The organism is Pontibacillus yanchengensis (assembly GCF_009856295.1).
GTDB lineage: Bacteria > Bacillota > Bacilli > Bacillales > BH030062 > Pontibacillus > Pontibacillus yanchengensis_A.
On record NZ_WMEU01000001.1, the window covers coordinates 1,180,279 to 1,206,244 of the forward strand.

The 25,966-nt window shown below is 39.3% G+C and carries 20 protein-coding genes and 1 other annotated feature; of the genes, 10 read left to right on the plus strand and 10 right to left on the minus strand.

The window, feature by feature from the left end:
- Positions 1-95 precede the first annotated feature (95 nt).
- From GLW08_RS05715 to sspL, 4 genes are all read left to right on the plus strand, one after another.
- Positions 96-956: a DegV family protein gene (locus GLW08_RS05715; protein WP_160847565.1), complete on the plus strand. Its 861-nt coding sequence runs from the start codon at positions 96-98 to the stop codon at positions 954-956.
- Between the two features lie 52 nt (positions 957-1,008).
- Positions 1,009-1,134 carry a DUF3941 domain-containing protein gene (locus tag GLW08_RS05720; RefSeq protein ID WP_160847566.1) on the plus strand — a complete coding sequence of 42 codons (126 nt, stop codon included), beginning with the start codon at positions 1,009-1,011 and terminating at the stop codon, positions 1,132-1,134.
- A gap of 339 nt (positions 1,135-1,473) precedes the next feature.
- On the plus strand, positions 1,474-3,138 hold the full coding sequence (locus GLW08_RS05725) for a CoA-disulfide reductase (protein WP_202406191.1): 1,665 nt from the start codon (positions 1,474-1,476) through the stop codon (positions 3,136-3,138).
- 131 nt (positions 3,139-3,269) lie between these two features.
- Positions 3,270-3,407: a small, acid-soluble spore protein L gene (gene sspL, locus GLW08_RS05730; protein WP_160847568.1), complete on the plus strand. Its 138-nt coding sequence runs from the start codon at positions 3,270-3,272 to the stop codon at positions 3,405-3,407.
- 66 nt (positions 3,408-3,473) lie between these two features.
- Here sspL and GLW08_RS05735 read toward each other — a convergent pair whose 3' ends face one another.
- Complete coding sequence (locus GLW08_RS05735; RefSeq protein WP_160847569.1) at positions 3,474-5,696, minus strand: beta-propeller domain-containing protein; 2,223 nt, start codon at positions 5,694-5,696, stop codon at positions 3,474-3,476.
- A gap of 408 nt (positions 5,697-6,104) precedes the next feature.
- Here GLW08_RS05735 and GLW08_RS21825 point away from each other — a divergent pair, with 408 nt between their 5' ends.
- Positions 6,105-6,368, plus strand: coding sequence for a hypothetical protein (locus GLW08_RS21825; protein ID WP_237458315.1), 264 nt, complete (start codon positions 6,105-6,107; stop codon positions 6,366-6,368).
- Between the two features lie 168 nt (positions 6,369-6,536).
- On the opposite strand, the gene GLW08_RS05745 is transcribed toward GLW08_RS21825, so the two are convergent.
- Positions 6,537-6,872 (minus strand): hypothetical protein, encoded by a 336-nt coding sequence (locus GLW08_RS05745; protein WP_160847570.1) that lies wholly within the window; start codon positions 6,870-6,872, stop codon positions 6,537-6,539.
- A 127-nt stretch (positions 6,873-6,999) separates the two neighbouring features.
- Here GLW08_RS05745 and GLW08_RS05750 point away from each other — a divergent pair, with 127 nt between their 5' ends.
- The 4 genes from GLW08_RS05750 to GLW08_RS05765 all read left to right on the plus strand — a co-directional run bounded on the left by GLW08_RS05750 (position 7,000) and on the right by GLW08_RS05765 (position 10,459).
- Positions 7,000-7,968, plus strand: coding sequence for a DUF4349 domain-containing protein (locus GLW08_RS05750; RefSeq protein ID WP_160847571.1), 969 nt, complete (start codon positions 7,000-7,002; stop codon positions 7,966-7,968).
- Between the two features lie 83 nt (positions 7,969-8,051).
- A complete protein-coding gene (gene yppF / locus GLW08_RS05755) occupies positions 8,052-8,246 on the plus strand; it encodes a YppF family protein (RefSeq protein WP_160847572.1) in 195 nt (64 codons plus the stop codon).
- Positions 8,247-8,365: 119 nt separating this feature from the next.
- Entirely contained in the window at positions 8,366-9,235 is an 870-nt protein-coding gene (locus GLW08_RS05760) for an SDR family oxidoreductase (RefSeq protein WP_160847573.1), read from the plus strand.
- Positions 9,236-9,346: 111 nt separating this feature from the next.
- Positions 9,347-10,459: an NADH:flavin oxidoreductase gene (locus tag GLW08_RS05765; RefSeq protein WP_160847574.1), complete on the plus strand. Its 1,113-nt coding sequence runs from the start codon at positions 9,347-9,349 to the stop codon at positions 10,457-10,459.
- A 151-nt stretch (positions 10,460-10,610) separates the two neighbouring features.
- Here the strand turns inward: GLW08_RS05765 and argS are convergent, their stop codons facing one another.
- The 8 genes from argS to GLW08_RS05805 form a co-directional block, all read right to left on the minus strand.
- Positions 10,611-12,308, minus strand: a complete 1,698-nt coding sequence (gene argS / locus GLW08_RS05770) for an arginine--tRNA ligase (protein WP_160847575.1) — start codon at positions 12,306-12,308, stop codon at positions 10,611-10,613.
- Positions 12,309-12,364: 56 nt separating this feature from the next.
- Positions 12,365-12,590: a binding site (T-box leader), on the minus strand.
- A 49-nt stretch (positions 12,591-12,639) separates the two neighbouring features.
- A complete protein-coding gene (locus GLW08_RS05775) occupies positions 12,640-14,931 on the minus strand; it encodes a family 65 glycosyl hydrolase domain-containing protein (RefSeq protein WP_160847576.1) in 2,292 nt (763 codons plus the stop codon).
- A gap of 67 nt (positions 14,932-14,998) precedes the next feature.
- Positions 14,999-16,036: a LacI family DNA-binding transcriptional regulator gene (locus GLW08_RS05780; RefSeq protein ID WP_160847577.1), complete on the minus strand. Its 1,038-nt coding sequence runs from the start codon at positions 16,034-16,036 to the stop codon at positions 14,999-15,001.
- 76 nt (positions 16,037-16,112) lie between these two features.
- The gene (locus GLW08_RS05785) at positions 16,113-18,470 is read right to left on the minus strand and encodes a glycoside hydrolase family 31 protein (protein ID WP_160847578.1); all 2,358 of its coding nucleotides are present in this window, start codon (positions 18,468-18,470) and stop codon (positions 16,113-16,115) included.
- Between the two features lie 20 nt (positions 18,471-18,490).
- Positions 18,491-20,035 carry an alpha-amylase family glycosyl hydrolase gene (locus GLW08_RS05790; RefSeq protein WP_160847579.1) on the minus strand — a complete coding sequence of 515 codons (1,545 nt, stop codon included), beginning with the start codon at positions 20,033-20,035 and terminating at the stop codon, positions 18,491-18,493.
- 43 nt (positions 20,036-20,078) lie between these two features.
- The gene (locus GLW08_RS05795; RefSeq protein ID WP_160847580.1) at positions 20,079-20,921 is read right to left on the minus strand and encodes a sugar ABC transporter permease; all 843 of its coding nucleotides are present in this window, start codon (positions 20,919-20,921) and stop codon (positions 20,079-20,081) included.
- Between the two features lies 1 nt (position 20,922).
- Positions 20,923-22,230: a carbohydrate ABC transporter permease gene (locus tag GLW08_RS05800; protein ID WP_160847581.1), complete on the minus strand. Its 1,308-nt coding sequence runs from the start codon at positions 22,228-22,230 to the stop codon at positions 20,923-20,925.
- A 121-nt stretch (positions 22,231-22,351) separates the two neighbouring features.
- A complete protein-coding gene (locus tag GLW08_RS05805; protein ID WP_160847582.1) occupies positions 22,352-23,659 on the minus strand; it encodes an extracellular solute-binding protein in 1,308 nt (435 codons plus the stop codon).
- A 339-nt stretch (positions 23,660-23,998) separates the two neighbouring features.
- Between GLW08_RS05805 and GLW08_RS05810 the strand changes: the two genes are divergently transcribed.
- On the plus strand, positions 23,999-25,807 hold the full coding sequence (locus GLW08_RS05810; RefSeq protein ID WP_160847583.1) for an alpha-glycosidase: 1,809 nt from the start codon (positions 23,999-24,001) through the stop codon (positions 25,805-25,807).
- Positions 25,808-25,966 lie beyond the last annotated feature (159 nt).

The window sequence follows — 25,966 nt, forward strand, 5'->3', positions numbered from 1 at the left end:
GGCGTGAAATCAGGGTTCACTGATGTAACCTTTGACTATCTTATATGTTAAGATTAAACTATTGACAAAAGCTTACTATAGAAAAGGGTGAAAGCATGAACGTACAAATTATTACGGATTCAGGTTGTGATTTACCTAATTCCCTCATAGAAAAATACAATATTATACGTGTTCCACTTACAGTCCATCTAGATAATGAGGATTACCTTGATGCTGTAACAATTGACTCTAAACAAGTATATGATGCGATGAGAAATGGGAAGGAACCGAAAACTTCGCAAGTTTCCCCACAAACATTTAAGGAGCAGTTTGAAGCATGTGCAAAAGAAGGGAAAACCTGCATATATTTTGCCCTCTCCTCAGAACTCTCTGGTACATATCAAACTGGCAAAATGATGCAGCAAGAAGTCAACGAAGAGTATCCTGACTTTGATTTTCAAATCATTGATACCCATTGTGCGTCCCTTGGATTTGGCTTAGTTGTTCTTCGAGCAGCTCAACTTGCTCATGAAGGGGCTTCAGCTGCTGATGTTGTAGAAATGGGAACATACCATATGAATCATATGGAGCATATTTTCACAGTCGACGACTTAGAATATTTAAAGCGTGGTGGCCGTGTGAGTAAGACAGCTGCTTTTGTCGGTACCATGTTAAAAATAAAACCCCTTTTGCATGTTGAAGAAGGCAAATTGATTCCTTTAGAGAAAATTCGCGGTTCGAAAAAAGTAATCAAACGTATGATTGAAGTAATGGAAGAGCGAGGACAAGACTTCAACAATCAAATTGTTGCCATCAGTCACGGTGATGACCTTGAGCGTGCCAATCAATTAGCTGAGCAAATTAATGAACAATTCAACCCTAAGGATATTGTTATTCATCCTGTTGGCTCTTCCATTGGAGCTCACTCTGGCCCAGGTACAATTGCGTTATTTTTCCTCAATGATTCTTATAAATAATATACCCTCTTATTGCACATTCTAATGGTGAATTAGAAAGGAGTGTATATAAATGAAAAAGGATAACGACAAGAAACCTCTGGATAACAATGCAAAGCGCGCCCTAAAGAATGAACAACGAGAAGAAGCGAGACAAAATGGTGAGCGTCAATTTTCTAAAAAAACGGATCACAAATAAAGATTCCCAAACCTAGTACATGGGCATGTGCTAGGTTTTTTGTAACGTCTACTTCTGGATTCCAGCAATTGCCCCCCCTTCTCTCTGTCGAAGTCATTATGGAACTGCAGATGACTTCTTTTTCTAACCACTATTACACATAGCAACCCTGAATCTATTTCAATTAAACCACAGCATAAACCTAGCACTTACTACATTTATTTTTATTATAATCCATCCATCATCCACAAAGTTGACACAACTTTCGTTTATATCCGATTTACTTTCTTTATTTTTTTACATAAAATACGGTTAAGGGTATTTATTAATTGATATTTAGTACGTAGAGGAGGAACGATGATGGGAAAAAAAATCGTTATTATAGGTGGAGTTGCGGGAGGAGCTACGGCTGCTGCTCGATTACGTCGTTTAGATGAATCAAGCGAAATTGTTATGTTCGAACGTGGAGAATATATTTCTTTTGCAAACTGCGGTTTACCTTACTATATAGGTGGTGCCATTGAACAACGTGATAAACTTCTCGTTCAAACTGTAGAGGGAATGTCCAAACGTTTTCATTTAGATATTCGAAATCAAACTGAAGTCAAATCTATAGATAAAGATGCGAAAACAGTATATGCTAAAAATCGCTTAACAGGAATTGAATATGAGGAAAGCTATGATGTATTGATTTTATCTCCAGGTGCGAAACCCATTGTCCCTCCATTTCCTGGGGTAAATGAAAAGAACGTCTTTACACTTCGGAATATTCCTGACACGGATCGAATCAAAACATATGTAGATAGTCACCAACCAAATCATGCAACTGTTGTTGGTGGTGGGTTTATCGGGCTCGAAATGGCTGAAAATTTAGTTGAACGAGGTCTAAATGTAACCGTAATTGAAAAAGGTAATCAAGTGATGGCGCCAATCGATCCGGAAATGGCTGCTTATGTTCATGAGGAATTACGAGCTAAAGGGATTGAGCTTATTTTAGAAGATGGGATTCAGTCTATTGAAGACGAAGGAAAATCGGTTGTATTAGAAAGTCAGCATCGAATCGCTACATCTATGATTATCCTATCTATTGGGGTGCAGCCGGAAAATACATTAGCAATAGATGCCGATTTAGAAGTTGGAAAAAGAGGTGGAATTATTGTAAATGATTTCATGCAAACAAGCAATCCATCCATTTATGCTGTTGGAGACGCTGTACAAGTTAAAGATTACATCACTGGATCCCCGACGATGGTTCCCTTAGCATGGCCTGCTAATCGACAAGGTCGCATTGCTGCAAATCATATTTACGGTAAACAGGAAGGCTATAACGGTACGCTTGGAACTTCCATTGTAAAGGTGTTTGAGTACACGGTTGCTACTACAGGTTTGAATGAGAAACGTTTGAAAATGCTAGATATTCCCTACAGTATCGTCCATATTCACCCTGGTTCTCACGCTGGCTATTATCCAGGTGCAGCGCCAATGGCTATGAAAGTACTGTTCCAAAAAGAGGATGGGAAGCTACTTGGGGCGCAAATCGTTGCGAAGGATGGTGCAGACAAACGAATCGATGTTATCGCCACAGCCATTAAAGGCGGACTAACAGTGGAAGATTTAACAGATTTAGAGCTAGCTTATGCACCCCCATATTCCTCAGCTAAGGACCCTGTAAATATGCTAGGATATGTAGCTAGCAATATGATGAATGAGGATATAGAAACACTACAATGGCATGAGGTTCAAGATGCAGTTGAGCTAGGGGATTTTGTGGTGGATGTCCGTAATCCTAAGGAACTAGAACAAGGTTACATTAATGGAGCAAAAAATATCCCATTAGATGAATTACGAGATCGACTGAATGAACTTCCAAAGGATCAGAACATTATCGTTTATTGTCAAGCTGGACTTAGAGGATACTTGGCTACACGCATCTTAACTCATAATGGATTCACAGCTCGAAACCTTGATGGAGGTTGGAAAACGTACTCCATTACAAAACAGCTAACGGCACCTGCTCTTTCATAGAACACGCTTGTTTGGTGTCAGACTCCCACACTGTTAAAGCATTATCGAGTTAACGTACTGAAGTCCCTGGCATCTGTTCATAGGATAAAAACATACACCTTCTGCCACACTAAGGGCAGGAGGTGTTTTTCATGAGCAAACGAAAAAACCAAAACAAAGGAAAAATGTCTTCCAACGTGAATCCGCAAGGGTTTACGGAGGACAAAGCCGATCAACAACCAAAGTCCAAGTTAGAAGAACGTGCTAAGAAGAGTAATACAAAGCTATAGAATACGGTGCCAGACCCCCACTCTAGTAACGTGTTAACGCACCGGGGGTCTGGCACCTAATAAAGTTTATCTATCTTCCCATGGGAATTCTACAACGTTTGTTTGTTCTTCTGTTTCAAGGTTCAATACTTCCATCTGCTTATTGGAGAAGGAGTATAGATAGTTATTAATAGACATCATACGTTGCAATTTATTTTCCCATTGTGGGTGATCTAGCTCTTTGTCAGGCTGATGTGAGATTGTTTTCTTCAATGTGAACCCATCTTCCGGTGTTACGTTGTATAGATAGGCTCCTTCAAAAACAAAGCGGTGTTTCATATATTCAGCATCGCCTTGCTGTACTTTATAACTTTCTGAAACGGTAACTGGGAATCCAAATAAGTTTTTGTCTGGATGATAATAAAGTGCTTTATGGTTGTAATTCAAGTCTGAACTTGAACCACTTCCTCCGATGATCTCAACATCCTTCTCAATTGGATTGCTTACATCACTAATATCAAATAGCGATAGCTTCACCCCATCCGTAACCGTTCTATTATTTTCCGTTTGCTTTGTACTGTTACCAAATCCTATTACATGGTTATCCCCAATAGGATGTAAATAGTTACTGAAGCCTGGAATTTTTAGCTTTCCGAGTACTTCAGGTGCTTCGGCATTCTGCAAATCGATTACAAATAACGGATCTACTTGCTTGAAGGTAACCATATAGGCACGATTCTGCATAAAACGTACACTATAAATGCGTTCTCCTTCAGCTAAGCCCTCTAACTCACCTAATTTGTTTAAAGATGTATCGAATGTATAGAGATTATTAGTGGATGTATTCTCCTCATCCCACATATTCCCCTTCGTTGTCGCAACACGGAAAGTTCCATCTCGTTCATCCATCGCAAATTGATTAATAAGGGTTCCAGGTACGTTCGTTTCAGCATCATACGAAACCTTCGTACCATCTACACCAAATTGATAGATTCTCGTATCTGGAGTTTGATTACGATCCACCGATTCTTTCGTATATTCTGGATAATCACGAACAGCTAGATAGATATTTTCTTTAGACATATATACCGTGTCGCCGGAACCGAGGTATGTCTTCACCTCTGCTTCTTGGTCCTCTTTTGTCACATCAAATGAGGTAATCGTTAAAAAGCTAGAATCATCCGTTTCAGGTAGCTTATGCATGCGATCATACGATACAGACATAGCCTCTGATGAGACAGCAGTATCTTTATACATTGGCCGCAATTCCTCCTTATCTACGGATTCACCTTCTTCTTCTGCGCGATTCATGATATGGAATGGAGGATGTTCATTTGTAATGAAGTATAGAGTCTCATCTATTTTTCTCGAAGTAAGAAAGTTTCCTTGAACCGTTACTTCACGAATTTTTTCAGGTTTAGATGGATTGGTTACATCATACACATATGCTGCTGTTTGACCGCGGTAGTATGGGTAAATCATTTCTTTGGCCACACCATCTTGCTCCGTTTTCTTTTGTGTTGAAAAGGTGTCCCTCATCGTTCCCATTACAATTAGTCGGTCTTCATAGATATACAGTTCATTCGGTCGAAAACCTTCTTCTTGAACTTCACTTAAAAGCTGACTATCTCCAGCTGGGTGCCCTCTTGTAATCAAGATGTCATCTTGTCGGGCAAAGTAGAAATTCTTTCCGTCTGTTTTCACAACATCACCCTCATCTACTCCATCAACCTGTACGTTGGTTTTCGATGTATCGTTACCACTACTAGCTGAATCGGCAGAAGCGCTCTCTTCTGAGGATGCTGAAGAATCTGCTGACTCTGCTGTTGCTTGCGCATCAAATGTCTGATAACGAGTTTCTTGGTTTTTCTGCATCTCATCTAAGATTGCAATAAAATTTTCTTTCGAGCCGACTGAAGGTAGTTCATCTCGTGTTTGAAACTCAAGTGTAAAATCTTGCTTCATTTGTTTACCTTCTGCAGAAGTCACGTTACTTGAGATTTTTAACGTAAACTGCTGGTTTAGTGGATATCCTTCTTCAGGAGACTGGACCTTTAATGTTTTACCATCTTCTGAGAGTTGAAACGAGATATCCATCTCTTGATTGTTCTCACTTGTCACGTTGACTGTCTCGTATGTAAAACTCTCTTCGTCCATTTGTTTTGAAAAAGTAACTGTCCAATTCTTGTGAACAGGCACCACTTTTGCTTCATCTTCCCCAACATCAGCCAATACTTCGTGCTGTTGAAGGGAGAAAATAGCAAAAATCGAAACGACAACCGCCGCCATAATCATGTACAATCGTTTCATTTTCACACCTCTTTCTTCTTATTTAGTAAAGTAGTCGGTATGAAAAGAAAAAAGTTACAAGTGTCTGAAATATATGTAAAAAAATTGCTAGATTTATAATTTTTCATAGTTATTTTAATGAAAATTTTTCCAAACATTTTCCATTGAGTTTGAGAGTGTATTTTGAAATAATTGGAAAAAATACAAATATGGAAAAAATACAAATATGGAAGGAGGATAATGTTGGATTTATATGATTTTGGAATCCTTATTTTAACTTTACTGGCTTTTTTATTTATCATTAATCTATTAGTTAATGAATATCTGAGCAAACGTAAAAAAAACAGCACTCTATTATTTGTAGAATCACTCATCCAAGGAGGATTAATTAGTATAGTTGCGGTTATCCTCAATTAAAAAAGTTTGGCGGTGACTAAATTGGAACTTACCTTATCAAACTATTATTCTATTACAATTAGACAGTATTGTAGTTCAGATTTTCCTAGCATTCAACAGCTAAACACACAAGAAGGTTGGCACTCTCATCCAGATCGAAGGATAGACGTGAAATTAGCTTGGGATCACTCTAATATCACCTACGTAGCTACTTATCATGATGAAATCATTGGGTATTTAAGAGGGTTTAAAGACCAATACATATCTTTATTTATCTGTGAACTAATCATTTCATAGGAATATAGAGGTTTAGGAGTAGGTAAAGAACTCCTCGATTATGTTCATTGCTTATATCCAAAGACACGCATCGAGATGCTTGCAACGAGCTCTTCTAAAACGTTTTACGACCAATTAGGCTATCGCGCCTTCTATGGATTTAGAAAGAACTTCAATGAATAGGCCTCATCACAGTAGTTCTGCCTTGTAGTGAACTTGCTTATTTCGCTCTATGATGGCTTGTCCCAATTTATGTGAAGAGCGGAGTGCAATAATATAATTCTTTTTTGATGTGCTAATCATCATTCGATCTTTTTCAATTAATGGTAACCCAACGAATTCCGCATCTTTTTCTCCTGTATAGGATTGTATTTGTCGTAGTTCTTTTATATCTGATATTTTAATTTGTTTTGATGTGAATGCTCCTGAAATACGAACATTATCATCCTCTATCGTCCATCTAGTTTTAGCGAAAAAATAAAATAAAACCATAACGATAAAGGATACCGTAACAATTAGTTGCAAAACAATTTCTCTCCTTCCTATTCCTTATTATTACAAACACATTACGAACGCATTTCATTTTTGACCAAAATCTGTAACAATTCGTTTTATCTATTCGACTAACTACTTAAAAGGAGGTACAAATTATATGAAAATGAGATTTCTTCTATATGTCCTGTTAGGCATCACTTTAGTAGTATCTGCTTGCAGCAATAATGAAGGCGGTGATGCATCTAAAAGTGAAAATAGTGAATCCGCTAATACAGCTGAAGGAAGCAAAGAATCAGCAAATACTGATGCTCAACAAGAAAGTTCTACAGGGAATCCTGAAAAACAAGAAAGCTCGTCTCAATCGGAAACTAATGGAGTTGCGGATGTGTCACAGGACGAACAAGTAGATATTACAAATCAAGACAAAAAAATGATCATCTACAACGCCGATATTTCGATAAAGACGAGAGAATATAATCCATTTTACCAGAAACTAGAGCAACTCATCCAAAAACATAAAGGCTATATCGTTAACAGTTCCGTCAATAAAGGGGACAATGAAAAAACAAATGCAACAGTCAAATTACGCGTACCTAAGGAAAACTTTTACCCGTTTGTAAATGGTTTGTCCCCTATTAGTGGGTCCATAACCAATAAAGACATATCAGGAAGAGATGTAACAGAGGATTATGTTGACCTAGAGTCTCGATTAAAAGCAAAGCAAAAAGTAGAAGAACGACTACTCTCCTTTATGGATCAGGCAGAAGAAACAGAACAACTCTTGCAGGTTTCCAAGGACTTAGAAAGGGTTCAGGAGGAAATCGAAGTCATTCAGGGTAAAATGAATTATTTAGAAAATCAAAGCGATTACTCCACCGTTACCTTACACATTCAAGAAACAAAGGTGGTTGTATCCAATTCCGAATCCAATGATTTGCAAACATGGACGAAGACAAAACAAGCGTTTCATCAATCAGTTGATGGATTGCAAAAATTTCTCTCCTTTTTAACGGTCGCATTAATAGGTTATTCGCCTATTATAATCTTGTTGCTTCTTGTTGTTGGAAGTATTATTGGCTTGCGGATTTGGAGGAAAAAGCGCCAACAAATCAACGACTCAGACTAGCCCTAACATACTAAATGACCCTTTTCAAATAATGAATATATGTTAACATATTATGTAATAACACAAAGGGGGATTTTAAAACCATGCGCCTAGTAGAGCTTTCGCATGCTTACAAACAAGAGAAAGGTCATGAGGCTGAAACTGCCGACCAGTTGTTAGATTACTGCCAACAGTTATATATTAAAGGCGAAATAGACTATCCTTCCTACCGATCATTATTTCAACGTTTGCATGAAAAAGGTGCAGAGTCATCTCATAGTGAGACTGAATTGGTTTAAACCCGATGTTTTTACATCGGTTTTTTTATTTTCAAAACGTTTTTTTACATAATTGATTAGGTTCATTCTCCTCCTACCTGGTTAAGCTAATGATATTAACCAAGTAAGGAGGTTTATTTATGAGCCAAGACAACAGTCCTAAAACTGGGCAACCCCCACAAACTCAAAATCATCAACCTGGGTTTGAATATGAAATGCAACCACTTCCGGAATATATAGCTTCCTCTTATAAGGCTAGTGGCAAATTGACTGGAAAAGTCGCCATCATCACAGGTGGTGACAGTGGTATTGGAAGAGCCATTAGTGTGCACTATGCGAGGGAAGGCGCATCTGTTGCGATTGTCTATTTAAATGAACATGCTGATGCAAAAGCCACCAAAGCACTCGTTGAGAAAGAAGGACAACAATGCTTACTCATTAGTGGCGACATTGGAAATGAAGCTTTTTGTGAAACGGCTGTACGTCAAACCATTTCACAGTTTGGCAAACTAGATATTGTCGTAAATAACGCTGCAGAACAGCATCCGCAAAGTGATCTAACATCCATAACGAGCACACAACTTGAAAGAACGTTTCGGACCAATGTCTTTGGTTATTTTTACATGACCAAAGCAGCATTGCCGAATTTAAATAACGGTAGTTCCATCATTAATACATGTTCGGTTACAGCCTATCACGGCTCGAAGGATCTACTTGATTATTCTTCTACAAAAGGTGCCATCACAGCCTTTACGAGATCATTATCTGAAAATATCGTAAACCTAGGGATCCGAGTAAATGGCGTTGCACCAGGGCCAATTTGGACGCCGCTAATCCCTTCTTCTTTTGATGCGCAGAAAGTTTCACAATTTGGTACCACAACTCCAATGAAACGAGCTGGTCAACCGAAGGAAGTAGCACCTATTTATGTATTTTTAGCTAGTGAAGATGCTTCCTATATGAGTGGGCAAATGGTTCACATTAATGGTGGGATGATTGTAAACGGATAAAGGAACAGTTTCAATTCCTTGCATTCTTTTTAGTATGAATTCAAACTATTATTTGGGATGAAGCACTACTCCTGCACATCCAAAAACGAGAGTTAGAAAGGATTTGAAACGATGACAACAGATTATTCAACTCTATTTGAACAAACACACATCGGAACAATCCCTTTTTCCAATCGATATATTGTCGCTCCTATGACGCGAGTGACTGCAAATAACGATGGTACAGCAAATGATACCATGAAGAAATATTATGAACGCTATGCCAAGGGTGGCTTCAGTGGTATTATTTCCGAAGGGATTTACATTGATGACGCTCATAGCCAAGGATATGATAATCAACCAGGTCTTGTAACGGAACAACACAAGCATGCTTGGAAGAAAATTGTTGATCAAGTTCACGAATATGATACCAAAATGGTAGCCCAATTGATGCATGCAGGTGGACAGGTTCAAGGAAATGCCTATACAGATGAAACAATTGCCCCTTCTGCTGTTGCACCCAAAGGAGAACAACTTGGTTTCTATGGTGGTTCTGGGCCATTTCCAACCCCAAATACAATGACAAAAGAAGACATCGATCAAGTTATCGCTTCCTTCGCAGATGCTGCAGCTTTAGCTAAGGAAGCTGGTTTTGACGGTGTTGAAATTCATGGTGCAAATGGATATCTTTTGGATGAATTCTTAACAGATTATATGAATCAACGTACAGATGAGTATGGTGGTTCCATAGAAGCTGGATTAAAAATCATCCTCGAAATCATCACAGCCATTCGTGAAAAAGTAGGCGAGGACTACATGGTTGGTATTCGTTTATCCCAAGGAAAAGTATCTGATCAAAGCTATCGCTGGCCAAATAGTGAACACGATGCAAAGATGATTTTCGGAACACTAGGCAATGAAGCACTAGATTATATCCACGTAACAGATGGAGATGGCACCGCTCCAGGCTTCGGTGACAATACTCGCTCCATGGCCCAAGCAGCTAGTGAATTCGGTGGAAAACCAGTTATTGCGAACGGCAAACTAGGTGATCCCGACCAAGCATTGAAAGCTGTTATAGAAGAAAAAGCCGACTTCGTATCACTTGGTACAGGCGCACTTGCTAACCCAGATACACCACACCGCGTAGAGAACGGAAACAAGTTAAAAGATTTCGATGCAGAATCCATCTTGTTCCCAATTGCTCATATTAAAGATTTAGAATTAAATGTAGAAATAAAGTAAAGTTAGCCTCCAGGTACAGTGCGTGTCTGGAGGCTTTTTTGATTTCTTTTATAAGTGCTTCTCTTTTAGATAGTAGGGGGTTATAAGGTGTAAATGCGTGGGTCGCACCCCGATATGCGTGTGTCACACTTCGATATGCGTAACTCTCCCTCTACATTTCCTCCGGAGCCTCAATCCCAAGCAGATTTAGTCCCTCCTTCAGTACAACGGTTACCGCATGAACCATTTCCAAACGAGCGGCCATATACGCATCCTCCTGTAAAATGTGCACTTTTGTATAAAATCGGTTAAAAGCTTGGGCTAGTTTTACTAAATACTTTGCTAGTTTGGATGGATTGTACTCTTGTGCTGAAGCTTTAATCACTTCAGGGAACATAGCTATATGCTTCACAAGAGGCCATACTGCTTCCCACTCTTGTTCAGGGAGGTCATAATGGTTTTTCTTGCTAATGTTTGGCGCTTTTCCAAGTATAGATTTTGCACGTGCATGAGTATATTGCAGATATGGTGCTGTCTCTCCATCAAAGCGAAGCATTTCTTCGTAGGAAAAATCGACATCGTTGCGGCGATCATTTTTAATATCATGAAAAATAACAGCTCCTACCCCTACTTGTTTTGCTACCTCCTCCTTTTTCTCTAACGTAGCATTCTTCTCTTCGATGTTTTGCTTGGCAACATCAATTGCTTTTTGCAAAACGTCCTGTAAAAATACGACCTTTCCTTTTCTTGTCGACATTTTTTTGCCATCTTGCAACATCATTCCGAATGGGATATGGACAAGTTGATCCGCCCAGTCATATCCCATTTTAGATAGTACAGCACGCAATTGGTCAAAATGGAGACTTTGTTCATGTCCAACAACATATAAGGATTGGTAGAAGTTGTAGACATTTTTACGATCAATGGCTGCAGCCAGATCACGTGTGGTGTACAATGTTGTGCCATCGGATTTTTTGATCAAGGCAGGAGGTAACCCTTCTGCTTCTAAAGGGACAACTTGCGCTCCTTGAGATGTTTGGAGCACCCCTTTTTCCTTGAGCTGCTCGACCACTTCAGGCGTTTGATCATGGTGATAGGCCTCACTTTTATCGGAATCAAAAGTAACACCTAATAAGTTGTAAATTGTTTGGAATTCTTTCAAGGACTCTTCACGAAACCACTTCCAAAGTTTTGTAGCATACACATCTCCATCTTCTAACTTTTTAAACCATTCTCTTCCTAAATCCTCCAGCTTCTGATCCTGTTCTGCTTGTTCATGAAAAAAAATATATAACTTGAGCAGTTCTTGAATAGGGTTAGAACGAACAGTCACCTCATTTCCCCATAATGTGTACGCGGCGATTAGTTTACCAAACTGTGTTCCCCAATCCCCTAAGTAATTGATACGAACAACATCATACCCACATTTCTCTAGCACATTACCAATCGCATTGCCGATTACAGTGGAACGAAGGTGTCCCATTGAAAAAGGTTTGGCTATATTCGGGGAGGACAAATCCATTGTAATGGTCTTCCCTTCACCAAATTCATGTGCCCCATAGTGGTTCTCTCCGACTTGGATTGCCGAAAGCGTGCGCTCCATTACAAGTTTTTTATTGTAAAAGATATTCACATAAGGTCCTATCGCTTCGACCGTATTGATTATGGGAACAGAACCTCTCAACTTTTCCGCCAACTCTTCAGCCAAAAGCTTTGGATTTTTGCGATTTATTCTTGCAAGCTCAAAACAAGGAAACGCAATATCACCCAAATGTTCATACTTTGGCGTTTCTAATACAGTTTCAATTGTCTCTTGGCTTAGACGGTAATCTAACACCTCATAAAGACCTTGCACAACTTCGTTTTTCATCGTTTATTCCTCCTTCTTTTACCATAAAAAAACCCGTCTCTTTCCAACATCAGTTGGGAAGAGACGGGTTTTCATCCGCGGTACCACTCTTATTATCCACTAGACAAACGTAGTCTAGCAAATCGACTCATAGCTCTGTAACGGAAGCGACCGATTACCTCTACTTGTATTCAAGGTAATGCCTCAAAAGTCCGGTTCATTGTAGGCTTGTTTATTAGGCTCTCACCATCCCTAATTCGCTAGAAACGCACCTACAATTACTCTCTTTATCGACGGCTATTTATAGTTAATTTTTAATTATATACACTTCCATTTAAAAAGTAAAGAGATTTTACATACTTGGAACAGCAATCAGCGCACGTGGTACTTTAAGCATATCTCCATTCAATATGACTGTTAGATCGTTGCCTTCTTCCAGTTCAATTGATGTACGTTCATGCGTTACTGTAACTTTCAATAAGCGTCCTCTAAAGTTGATTTTAAAGGAATAGGAATCCCAATCTTCTGGAATCATTGGTGTAAAGTTAAGGCTACCATTCATCACTCTCATACCAGCGAAACCGTGAACAATCGATAACCAAGATCCTGCCATACTTGTAATATGCAAGCCATCCTCTGTGTCATTGTTATAGTTATCTAAATCCAGGCGAGCTGTACGTACATACATTTCATATGCTTTTTCCGTCTCACCGATTTCTGCAGCTAAGATGGAATGTACGCATGGAGATAGGGACGATTCATGCACAGTCATTGGTTCGTAGAAATAGAAATTACGTTTTTTCTCTTCAAGAGAATATTTATGGTTTAAGAAATACAACCCTTGGAGTACATCAGCTTGTTTGATAAAGCATGAACGTAGAATTTTGTCCCACGACCAGTTTTGATTGATTGGTAGATGCTTAGAATCAAGCTCTGACATAGCCATCAATTCTTTATCCATGAATCCGTCCTGCTGCAAGAAAACACCTGTTTCTTCATCGTAAGGATAATACATGTTATTAATGATGTGTTTCCAGTGATCAAGCTCTTCTGTGCGTATACCTAATGCATGTACGAGTTCCTCATAGCGCCCAGGATAACGACGTTGTAAGAATCTAGCTACCCCTAATGTGTACTCTAGTGTCCAAGCAGCCATACGGTTCGTGTACCAGTTGTTATTCACATTGTTTTCGTATTCATTTGGACCCGTTACGCCAAGCATAACGTACTTTCCTTTTCTAGCATTAAAATGAACACGACTGGACCAGAAACGACTAATCTCAGCTAGCACTTCAAACCCGTACTGAGGTAAATAAGTTGCATCACCCGTGTAATTCACATAATTCCATATTGCATGCGCAATGGCTCCATTACGGTGAATTTCCTCGAATGTAATTTCCCATTCGTTGTGAGACTCTTGGCCATTCATCGTTACCATTGGATACAAGGCACCATTTAATCCTAACTTTTGCGCATTTTCTTTTGCTTCATCTAAATGGTTGTAACGGTAGATTAAAAGATTACGGGCAATGGTTGGATCTGCGGTACTCAAGTAGAATGGTAAGCAATAGGCTTCCGTATCCCAATAAGTACTTCCTCCATATTTTTCACCTGTAAACCCTTTAGGACCAATATTCAGGCGTGGATCATCTCCGTCGTACGTGTTATATAGTTGGAAAATATTATAGCGAATGCCTTGCTGAGCTTCAGCGTCGCCGCCTACTGTTACATCAGCTTTTTTCCAACGTTCTTCCCAAGCATCCTGTTGAGCGTCAAACAGCTCATCAAACCCAGCTTCAAAAGCATCACCCACTAATGCGATGGCCTTTTCTGCCAGCTCTTCTTGCTCATAATCGCGATTGGTCGTCACAGCGACATATTTATAAAATGTAACAGGCTCACCTTCCGTTGCGGCTACCTCAATCGTGTTATCGATGTATTCTTCTTCGTCAGTTGTGTTCGTAACTTGAATCTCTTGACCATACACAGATGTTCGCATAGCAGCCGTCACGTCAAAAGCTGTTTTACGGGTGCGCATGGATAAGACACCAACGTTGTCAACCACTTCATGGTGGACAGGTTCCCAGAAATCCTCATCGTAATTTGCATCTTCGTTTCGAACATCACCATTGATATAAGGTTGGAAGGTTAATGTTCCATCAAAATTAACAGGTTTGATTTCGTAACGAATCGCCACAAGAGAATGACTTACAATCGAAAAGAAACGAGTTATATTCGCCTCAATTTTATGGCCTTCTTCATTTTCAGCCGTAAACGTACGATATAAATAACCGTGCTTCATGTTAAGTTCCCTACGAAAATTGGTAACATTCCATGTGTTTAAATCTAATTCTGACCCTTCCACAAAAATACGAATTCCTGTGAAGTTGGGTGCATTTAATACTTTTGCGAAGTATTCTGGGTACCCATTCTTCCACCAGCCTACCCGCGTTTTATCAGGGTAATAAACCCCTCCAATATACGTCCCTTCATGAGTATCTCCACTATAGGTTTCTTCAAAATTACCGCGCATCCCCATATGACCGTTTCCAATACTCATTAAGCTTTCTGCTAACCGATTTTTCTCAGGATGAAGCTCTTGTTCTACTACTTTCCATTCATCAACTTCTATAATACGTTCCACCGTTATCACCTCTCCAATTGTAAAAGAGTAATAGCAAACATTGCGCCCATTTGTGTATAAAGATTGGCTATTTCTTAGAAGCTCCTTTTATATCCTTTGTCGAACTACGGTCCATGACATGGTAAGGAACAATAATACGTTTAGCAGGCTCTTCCTTATTACATACTTTATCTATTACACACTTTGCAGCTTGGTTGCCTAGTTCATAAATTTGAATATCAATCGTCGTCAATGGAGGTCTCGTAATCTCTGATAAATAAACGTTATTAAAGCTAACAATCGACACATCTTCTGGAACCCGTATGCCAAACTCCTCAAGCATTGTAATAACCCCGATACTCATTAAATCATCGGCTATAACCAATCCAGTCGGGGGTTCATTAAGTTGGAATAATTGATGGACCGCCTCTCGTCCTCCTGATTTCAGAAATTCCGCGTGAATATAATAGTCTTCTTTTATCGGAAGTTCTGATTCCTGGAGAGCCAATTCATATCCTTGCATCCTGTCTAGCGTAACCACTAGATCCGTATCACCACCGATGAATGCAATGCGTTCATGACCTTCATCAATTAACAAATTGGTAATGTCTCTTGATGCACTCACATTGTCATTGTCCACATGGGTGACCTTATCCATGTTTCCATGTGGTTTTCCGATTAACACAAATGGGAAATCCTTTTCGAGTAAGTAATTGGCTACTGGATCATCGACACGAGAGTAAAGCAAAATAATACCATCAACACGATTACCATGTACCATTCGCTGGACACCTTCATACACTTCCTCATCTGTTTCACCAGTAGAAATGTAAAGAGAATAATCTAATTGATGTGCTACTGAACTAATACCCCTTAATACCTCAGGGAAAAACGGATTCTGTAAAGCTTTATCAGCAGAAGACTTCATGACGATACCTAATGCTTGAGTTGAACGGTTCGCTAAACTTCGAGCATTCACATTTGGATGGTAGCCTAATTCCTTCATTGCTTTTCGCACACGTTTTTTCGTATCTTCACTAATTCTAGGATGATCTGCGATAACCCGCGACACTGTAGAAGGAGCCACTTTAGCTGCTTTTGCCACATCCTTGATTGTAATTGCCATTATTTTCCACCTCCTTGACGACGATGTTCGTTCCTATCTGAATGTCGTACCTTTCATTTTTTTGAACTCTTCTTAATTAAAAAAGCTCTAGTTCCACCTCTGAATGTTGCAATTCTTTCCTCTCCCCATTCATATACACTTCTTGTTGATTCTTTAGACCATGAAACCTAAATGAAAGGGAAGCGTAAGCCGGTTTAAAGGTCCCTTCTTTTTCACCAATAGATACATCTACTCTCGTAGGGTGACACTCTACTTGGATAGGAAGCTTAAGGGAATTGCTTTGTTCATATTGATATGTTTCTCCATCATCTTCGTAAACATAGCTTTCATAAGTGCCTTCTTGCCCTGCGTACACATGGACGTATAATTCCTCTTGCTCTACCATAGTGGATTGGCGACTTGGACTATGAGTTATAAATGTTCCTTGTTTAACAAATATCGGCAATGTATCCAACTCAGCATGAATGAGGTGGGATGAGGAACCTTCGTATTGCTCTCCAGTAAAGTAATCAATCCAATTCCCTTTAGGTAGATATACGGCCCGATCAGTTACATCCGGTTGCATGATTGGAGCAATAACCACGTTATCTCCAATCATAAATTGATCATTTAGATTATAGGTTTTCTTATCTTCTGGGTATTCCAAGAATAACGGTCTCATAACAGGTAAACCGGTTTCGTGAGCGTTTTGGAACAACATATAATGCTGCGGTAGCCACTGGTAACGAAGTTGAATATATTTTTTGATAATAGCCTCATACTCTTCACCAAACTGCCAAGGCTCTTGATACAACGTCCCAATCGCAGAGTGATTACGAAAGTATGGGGTGAATGCTCCAACCTGGGTCCATCTTGTTAACAATTCGCCATTGGTATCATGGGCAAAACCACCAACATCAGGCCCTGTGAACGGAACGCCTGAAATGCCTAAATTCATACACATTGGCAAGGACATTTGTAGGTGTTCCCAAAAGCTTCGATTATCTCCTGTCCATACAGATGCATATCGTTGCACTCCAGCAAAGCCTGCTCTGGTAAGGAGGAACGAGCGCTTTCCATTTAAATGTTGCTTCATTCCTTCAAATGTAGCTTTCCCCATTTGCAAACCATATAGGTTATGTAACGCCCTATGAGTTGCTGGTTTGCCATCATTTTTGTGCATAACGGTTGTATCCATTGTTTTCGTTTCATTAAAAACAGCTGGTTCGTTCATATCGTTCCAAATACCTTCAATACCAAGGTCAGCATAGTACTTGTGTTTATTCGCCCACCATTTTCTTGTTGGCTCATCCGTAAAATCTGGAAAAGCACTTTCCCCTGGCCAAACCTCTCCTGTATAAAGGTCGCCTTCGATATATTTACAAAAATGATCTTCACGAATTCCTTCTTGATACGTTTTGTATTCAGGATCTTTCTTTACGCCAGGATCAACAATTGGGACGACTCGAATCCCAATGTCCTTCAAGTCACTTATCATTTGTTTTGGATTTGGAAATTGATCCTTATTAAAGGTAAAGACACGGTACTCATCCATGTAGTGTATATCTAAATAGATTACATCAAGGGGGATGTCTTTATCTAAAAATGTCTTAGCAATTTCACGAACTTCTTTTTCACTTTCATAGCTATAACGAGATTGATGATAGCCAATCGCCCATTTTGGTGGAATGGTCATCCGTCCCGTGATGTGTGTATATTGCTCCAAAACCTTCTTTGGTGTTGGACCTACAAATACGTAATAATCTAGTTCCCCACCTTCGGCTTTAAACGAATAATAGTCTGGCTCTGATTTCATATCAAAGGTAGATTTGTAGCTGTTATCAAAGAAGATACCATGTGCTCTACCATTACGCAGAGTCATGAAATAAGGAATGGATTGATACAAAGGATCCGTTTCTTGATTATGCGGTGCATACACATCTGTATTCCACATGGTATAACGTTCCCCGTGCTTATCTAAGAAGCCTGATTTTTCACCAAATCCATAGAATCGATCTTGTTGATTCATTTGCTTGTAGCAAATAACCTCCCCTGTTTCATGGTAGCCCATTCCTCTATCTTGCTCAGAGACAACTTCTTGTCCATCAGCATCTAGGATGGAGAGTCTGAACGGAGATTTGTGGACTACCGCTTTTAAGGCAGAGGACGTAATCGTAATGTGTTCTTCCTCTTCGTTTATTGAACTGTTCACCTCTTGTTTTTGAGCATAAACAGCAGGGGTGGAATCACAACTAGGTATTTCAACTGAATTCATCGTAATTCGAATGATATCGTCCCGGTAAAGCTGAACCGTTACATATCCATGCTCACATTCCACCTGATATCCTCTTCTGGTTTCGGTTACGTTTTTTACATTTCCTATATCATGGTAAGGTGTTTCTGCTATGTTTGCTTTTTTTCCTGGATGGATCGCAAAGCTTGTATCTTCAAGCATTCCATTCCCTCCTCTGATGCTTATTCTGTCTGATTTTGTTTATTTTTTCGACTTACTACAACAACAAACGCAACAAAGGAACCCATTACTGCAAAGATAACTCCAATAAACAGATAATTTAGTCCTTTATCTTCTTCTGTCACGTAAATATCTGCGGTTTCTCGATCTAAAGCGATTTTATATTCGCCATTTCCTTGATCCCGGGCAATGGAGTCATAGATTAGCCCGCGTAACTGAGATCCCTCTGGTACTCCTGTTAACGTTGCATTCTTCGTTTCGACATCGTTGTTAATAGCTATAAATACGGAGTGATCTTCATATGTTCGTTTAAATACGCCAAACGCGCCTTCATCAACTACTTGCTCAAAGTCCCCATGGGTTAGAGCTGGGAATCGTTTGCGTATTGCTGCTAATTGTTCCATATGTTTCTTCAGTTCTGTATCGCCTGTTTTAAAATTCATGTCTCTTCTGTTATCAGGATCTTCGCCACCATCTAGTGGAACTTCTGTCCCGTAATATACGATAGGCATTCCAGGTGCAGTGTACATATACGTTAATGCTAGCTTCCATCTTGTTAGTGGATTTTGTTTATTTTCTGCAGCTAATCTAGTAAATCGCTTATTATCATGATTATCTAAAAAGGTTCCTAGATGGTGCGGATTTTCATAAAAGGCCATGTTTCGTTGCCACACTGTACTCAACGCACTCACCGAGTTTCCTGGCCCTTGAAATACTTGTCTAGCTGTTTCAAAAAACGGGTAATCCACAAACGAATCAATTCCTGTTTTTTCATATTCAGCAATGTAACGAGGATCTTCACTATAGACTTCCCCTAACAAGTAGAAATCAGAATCAATGCTTTTGACATGATCACTAAAATCCTCCCAAAATGATTTCGGGACATGCTTGACGGTATCTAAGCGAAAGCCATCTACTCCTGTTTCTTTAATCCAATACTCCGCTACATCAAATAAGTATTGCTTCACTTCTGGATTTTCTTGTTTCAAGTCAGGCAAACCATATAACCAACTATTCTCTAGTTGATCCTGACTATCACCTATGAGTGGTGATTGCTCATGAAACCAATCCTGTTTGTCTTCCTCATTGACCCATGGATGTTCGGTACCAGTATGATTCACAACAAAGTCAAAAATCACTTTCATATCTCGTTTATGTGCTTCTTCTACTAATTTCTTCGCGTCTTCCATGGTTCCAAAGTTTTCTTCTACACTCTTAAAATCTTCAATCCAATACCCATGATAGCCTTTTGCTTGGTTATCCATGATTGGTGTTAACCATATCGATGTAAATCCTAGATCTTTGATATAATCTAGCTTATCAATCACACCTTGCAAGTCCCCACCATGATACGCCTTAGGGTCTTTTGGATCGACATTATAATCATTGTCTAGGTTACCGTTATAAAAACGATCCACCATAATAAAATACATTAGCTCGTCTTCCCAGTTTCGTTCTTCTTTTTCAGCTGCTCCTATAGTTGGAAGGGCGTAAAAAAGAAGAAACGGAATCATTAGGAGCGCAAAGAGTACGCTGCTTTTTTTCATTTTCCGTTCCTCCATTTGTAAACAGTTTCATACGCCTTTAAGATTATCCTTTTGTACCGCCTGCCGTCAATCCAGAAACGAAGTATTTCTGGAAAGATAGGAATAGAATTGCAATCGGAATTGCGATCAGAATACTCCCAGCTGCGAATGTTGTATATTCACTACCAAAATCACGAGCAATTAACTGATACAGTCCAACTGCAAGTGTGTACTGTTCTGGAGTACGTAGTAGTACTTTTGCCAGAATAAAATCTGTGAATGGAATGATAAATGTGAATACGGAAACAACCGCAACCATTGGTTTAGCGAGAGGCATGATAATTTGCCAAAAGATTCGTAAATGTCCTGCTCCATCCATTCGAGCACTTTCATCTAATTCTCTTGGAATCGAGTCTAAGTACCCTTTCATTAGCCAAGTGTTCATTGGAATTGCTCCACCCACATAGATTAGAATTAATCCTAAGTGTGTATCAACAAGTCCTGTCACACGTGCCAATACGAAAATCGCAATTAGTGCTGCGAAGTTCGGAATCATTTGCAAAATTAAGAAGATTACTAGGCCATTTTTACGCCCCCAGAAACGATATCTAGAGAATGCATACGCCATTAAACTTACGACTAAAACGGATGCTGCCATTGTAATAAGGCAGACTTTTAACGTATTCCAATACCAGAGTAAATAATTACTTTCCTCCATATTAAAAATGTGTGCGTAGTGACCCCATGTTGTTTTCTCTGGTAATAAGGAGAAACTCCCCATAGAAGAACCAGGCGTTATAGAAGCCCCAAATACCCACAAGATTGGGTACAAAATAATGACGAACATGAAAGCAATAACTGCATAACTAAGCGTTAGACGGACGATTTTGTTTGTTTTAATATCCATATTACATCATATCCTCTTCTTGGAATGATTTCGTTCTTCTGAACTGCCAAACAGCAACTGCGATTACAAAAGCAGACATGATTAACGTGATGGCAGCTGCAATACCATATTGCTGAGAGGTCATCGTTAAGTTATAAATCCATGAGATTAAAATGTCTGTACCGCCAGCTTTCTGACCAGAAACTGGTGGTCCTCCTCCATTAAATAGGAAGATTACGTTAAAGTTGTTAAAGTTAAATGTGTACTGTGTAATTAAGATTGGTGCGATGGAGAACATAATCAGCGGGAAGGTAATATTTCGAAACTTTTGTAAAGCTGATGCCCCATCCACTACTGCTGCTTCATACAATTCTTCCGGAATAGCTTGCAAGACGCCTGTAACCATTACAAAGATGAACGGAAAGCCAAGCCATGTTTGAATCATGATCAGAGCTAATCTTGACCAGAATGGCTCTGTCATCCATGGGATTTCAACTCCAATGGTGGATGCTAAAATCTCGTTGATGGAACCGAAGTCCTGGTTGAACATTCCTGAGAAAATCAAGATGGAAACAAATGCTGGAACTGCCCATGGTAAAATAAATACTGTACGAATAATCGCTTTTCCTTTTAATTCCTTTTGGTTTACGATAACTGCGAGGAATACACCTAATGCAATCTGACACGTAGTTGCTCCGAAGGTCCAAACTAGGGTCCAGGCAAATACGTTGAAGAAAGTGGAACGCCACATTTCTAGCGTAAATAGTTTCTTGAAGTTTTCAAATCCTACCCAATCCATTAAACTAGCGGGCCACTGGTGGAATAAATCATAGTTTGTAAACGCAATGGTAAATACAAATATAATTGGTGTTATGACGACAAATACAAGTAAGAAAAAACCTGGTGATAGGATCAAGTATGGGAAACCATTATCGATTAAATTGCGATATTGTTCGCGCATGGAATTTAATCGATGTCCTAAATCACGTTTCTGACCATTTTTGTATGCATCCCTTAATACGATAAACACAAAAATAGCGGCGAAAAACAATAGCAATATGGAAATGATTCCATTCACAAGTAAAAAGATCGAATTATCACGTGGTAACGTCGTTCCTAGTGTGAATAATCCCCAAATACCTATGTCTAAGAAATCCCAGAATACAGTAAGGAATGATGCCGCTAAAATCAAAAAGCCTATTCCCTTAATAAATTGGCGGTTATACATTTGCCCTAGTCCCGGAATGAAGGATAGGAACATAGCTATTTTTCGATGATTAGATTGATAACCCGTATTGATTTCTTTGTTATCTTCATATTCCAGTTTCATGAAGGGTATCCCCTTTCTCTATATCTCTATTAAGTAAAAAGAAGTAACTTGATGAGTATTATAGAAAAATGGAGGCAGCATCCATATAGGATACCGCCTGCCTATTCTTTTCCATACTATCTTAGTAGTTCGCCTCGATTTGCTGCTTAATTACGTTAACAGCATCATCAAGTGCTTTTTGAGCATCTGTTTTATCTGTAGCTACAGACTGAACAGCTGTTTTCATTGGATCCCAAACTTCTGCCATTTCTGGGATAACCGGCATTGCTACAGCATTTTTGGATTGTTCCATTACAGCAGCCGCACCTGGGTTATTTGATACCCATTCTTCATCTTCAACTAATGCCTTAAGTGGAGGGATCTCTCCAGTCATGTCATAACGCTCTTTCGCGTTTTCTTCGTTCGATACAACTTTCACGAATTCTTCTGCCCAGTAATCTTTACCTTTTTGTTGGGAGAATGATGTTACAAACCAACCTTTAACGCCCATGAACGTACCTTGTGGCTCGCCATTTGGAAGGTCCGGCATTGGTGCTACACCGTAATTCACACCTTTGTCCGTATAATTTTGGAATGCCCATGGACCATTTTGTACTGCGATTGCATCGCCATCTGTAAACAGACGGTCTACCACACTAGCTGCATTCTTACTTAGTAATCCTTCAGGGAATAGACCTTCTTCGTACCATTTGTCGATGTAGTTGATTGCTTCTACACCTGCTTCACTATTTAAACCGATTTCAGATGGGCTTTCTCCGAATACGTTGGCTCCGAAGCCATGGAATATACCATGAGAGAAGTAGAAGTTATCCCAAGTAGCTAAGAAACCATAGTTACCTTCTTCTTTTGCTGTCTTGGACATTTCATACATTTCATCCATTGACTCAGGAGGCTCTTCCATTTTGTCTTTATTGTAAATAAATACTGTTGTTTCTACTGCTTTTGGTAAGCCATAAAGCTTGTCTTGGTATGTTAATGCATCAACAGATGATTGAGTGTATTTATTTAATACATCATCACTTACTTCAATTGGCTTAATATATCCTTTTGCCACTGATGGACCAACGCCGTCGTGAGACATTGTCACAACATCTGGTGCTTTTTCTGTACTACCATCTAGTGCCATGTTTTCTTGCATTTTTGTAATGTTGTATTCTACATATTCAATTTCAATACCAGTTTCGTCTGTAAACTTCTTCGCCGCGGCCTCTAAAGCTTCACCTTTGTCTTGGTCTTCCCAAACAATAAGCTTGTCCGGCTTTGGTTGTTCTTCAGATGATCCTTCGCCCTCTGTACTTTGACTATCACCTTCGCCAGAACTCTCTCCGGAATCTCCACCATTACCTGAAGATTCTTCATTCGGACCACAAGCCGCCATTAACCCTACAATAAGACCCAGTGCAAGAAATAGACCTAACCATTTCTTCATATTTTGACCCTCCTATGAAATAAAAAAATAGTTTACTAGAAAAAAGCGACACCGATTCTAGCAAGATATTATGTAATCCGTGGAAGCGGTTGCACTCTTTACAATTTCCATTATACAACAACCACAAAATTGCGCAAGCGTTTTCACAAAATTTCTTTAATTTCTTTATTTTGATTAATTCGCTTCTATCTTTTCATTGAATGCGTTATCATTTTTGTCAGTAAGGTATTTTTCCTTTGACTCTTGTCATAGAATTTCCTATGCTTTATTTACATATTCAAACAGAAAGCACTGCGATGTTGTGCAAACGTTTGAACAGATTAGAAAGGGTGAATCGTATTGTTAAAAGAAGCTATCTATCACCGTCCTAAAAACAATTTTGCTTATGCGTATGATGCAGAAACTATTCATGTTCGTCTGCAAACGAAGAAAAATGACGTGCAACATGTGCAACTAATTCACGGAGATCCTTATATCTTTAAAAGTGATGGAGGAGAATACTCTCACCTCCCTCAAACGGCAGAAGGAGCGCAAGACAGATGGCAATATGATACGAAACCTATGATCAAAACCGGTGCTGACGATCGATTTGATTATTGGTTCGCTGAGGTGAAACCTCCCTACCGTAGATTACGTTATGGATTTCAATTGCAAGATCAAGAAGAAACGCTCATTTTTACAGAAAAAGGGTTCTTCGATCATATTCCAGATGATGATGTAGCGTATTACTTCTGTATTCCATTCTTAAATGCCACCGATGTATTTTCTCCACCGACTTGGGTAAAGGATACGGTTTGGTATCAAATTTTCCCTGAACGGTTTGCCAATGGAGACCCTTCAAACGATCCTGAAGAAGCACTTGCTTGGGGAAGCGAGGAGCCAACTCCAGAAAACTTTTTCGGCGGTGATTTGCAAGGAGTATTGGACCACCTTGATTACTTAGTTGATTTAGGCATTTCAGGCATTTATTTCACACCTTTTTTCAAAGCTTATTCCAACCACAAATACGACACCATTGATTACATGGAAATTGACTCTCAGTTTGGAGATAAAGCAACGTTTAAAACACTCGTACAAGCCTGTCATGACCGTGGCATTCGTGTCATGTTAGATGCTGTATTTAATCATAGTGGTTACTACTTTGAACCTTTCCAAGACGTTTTGAAACATGGAGAACAATCTCGCTACAAAGACTGGTTCCATATTCAGGAGTTTCCACTCGTGACGGACCCCCAACCAAACTATGACACGTTCTCATTTGTGCCATTTATGCCAAAATTGAATACAGAACACCCTGAGGTGAAAACGTACCTCCTTGACGTTGCACGCTATTGGATAGAAGAATTCGACATTGATGGTTGGCGTTTAGATGTAGCCAACGAAGTGGATCATGCTTTTTGGAGAGAGTTTCGAACTGTCGTGAAAGACGCCAAACCAGATGCCTATATCCTCGGTGAAATCTGGCATGATTCTATGCCATGGCTTCAAGGTGATCAGTTTGATGCCGTGATGAATTATCCATTCACAATGGGATCCATTCAATTTTTCGCTGAGCAATCCATCTCTCCTAGCACCTTCTCCAATTCGATTACGAATGTGCTGCATTCCTATCCAGAGAATGTGAATGAAGTATCTTTTAATCTATTAGACAGCCATGATACACCTCGTATCCTAACGTTAGCTGGCGAGGATAAACGAAAAGTAAAACTTCTTTATCTATTCCAACTTTCCTTTATCGGGACGCCTTGTATCTATTACGGAGATGAAATTGGCATGTCCGGTGGAGCTGACCCTGGCTGCCGAAAATGTATGGTATGGGAAAAAGAACATCAAGACTTGGATATGCACGGCTATGTGAAGCAACTTCTTTCCCTACGCAAACAAATACCAGCATTCGGAAACCACGCCCATTTACGCATGCTTGAAGCAGACGATGAGAAAAGTATTATCGTCTATGAAAAAGCAAATGAACAGGAGAAACTGATGTTTGTATTAAACAATTCTGCTGAAGAAGCAACTTATAGCCTACCGATTTTAAAAGAAAGAGATTTGAAAGAGTTATTGTCTAATGAAACGACTACATTGGATCCACATACTCCTGTATCCTTGCAACCTTATGAGGGTAAAGTGTTTCAAATTCTCAAATAAATAGGATGAGAGCCTGTATTAGGCTCTCGCCTTTTTTAATGTTTGTGTTAAAGGATGTCTTGTGATTTTTAATGATAAAAAATTTGTTTCGAGCGACTTTCTAAATATAGGTGTGACTATGATGTATTTCGAGCAACTTTTTAAAATAGGAGCGACCTC

What these genes read in the sequence shown, in the direction of transcription:
- GLW08_RS05765 (WP_160847574.1), top strand. Translation starts at nt 9,347, where the DNA reads ATGACAACAGATTATTCAACTCTATTTGAACAAACACACATCGGAACA.
- GLW08_RS05720 (WP_160847566.1), top strand. Translation starts at nt 1,009, where the DNA reads ATGAAAAAGGATAACGACAAGAAACCTCTGGATAACAATGCAAAGCGC.
- GLW08_RS05750 (WP_160847571.1), top strand. Translation starts at nt 7,000, where the DNA reads ATGAAAATGAGATTTCTTCTATATGTCCTGTTAGGCATCACTTTAGTA.
- sspL (WP_160847568.1), top strand. Translation starts at nt 3,270, where the DNA reads ATGAGCAAACGAAAAAACCAAAACAAAGGAAAAATGTCTTCCAACGTG.
- yppF (WP_160847572.1), top strand. Translation starts at nt 8,052, where the DNA reads ATGCGCCTAGTAGAGCTTTCGCATGCTTACAAACAAGAGAAAGGTCAT.
- GLW08_RS05725 (WP_202406191.1), top strand. Translation starts at nt 1,474, where the DNA reads ATGGGAAAAAAAATCGTTATTATAGGTGGAGTTGCGGGAGGAGCTACG.
- GLW08_RS05760 (WP_160847573.1), top strand. Translation starts at nt 8,366, where the DNA reads ATGAGCCAAGACAACAGTCCTAAAACTGGGCAACCCCCACAAACTCAA.
- GLW08_RS05715 (WP_160847565.1), top strand. Translation starts at nt 96, where the DNA reads ATGAACGTACAAATTATTACGGATTCAGGTTGTGATTTACCTAATTCC.
- GLW08_RS05795 (WP_160847580.1), bottom strand. Translation starts at nt 20,921, where the DNA reads ATGGATATTAAAACAAACAAAATCGTCCGTCTAACGCTTAGTTATGCA.
- GLW08_RS05790 (WP_160847579.1), bottom strand. Translation starts at nt 20,035, where the DNA reads ATGAAAAAAAGCAGCGTACTCTTTGCGCTCCTAATGATTCCGTTTCTT.
- GLW08_RS05735 (WP_160847569.1), bottom strand. Translation starts at nt 5,696, where the DNA reads ATGAAACGATTGTACATGATTATGGCGGCGGTTGTCGTTTCGATTTTT.
- GLW08_RS05780 (WP_160847577.1), bottom strand. Translation starts at nt 16,036, where the DNA reads ATGGCAATTACAATCAAGGATGTGGCAAAAGCAGCTAAAGTGGCTCCT.
- GLW08_RS05805 (WP_160847582.1), bottom strand. Translation starts at nt 23,659, where the DNA reads ATGAAGAAATGGTTAGGTCTATTTCTTGCACTGGGTCTTATTGTAGGG.
- GLW08_RS05785 (WP_160847578.1), bottom strand. Translation starts at nt 18,470, where the DNA reads ATGCTTGAAGATACAAGCTTTGCGATCCATCCAGGAAAAAAAGCAAAC.
- argS (WP_160847575.1), bottom strand. Translation starts at nt 12,308, where the DNA reads ATGAAAAACGAAGTTGTGCAAGGTCTTTATGAGGTGTTAGATTACCGT.
- GLW08_RS05800 (WP_160847581.1), bottom strand. Translation starts at nt 22,230, where the DNA reads ATGAAACTGGAATATGAAGATAACAAAGAAATCAATACGGGTTATCAA.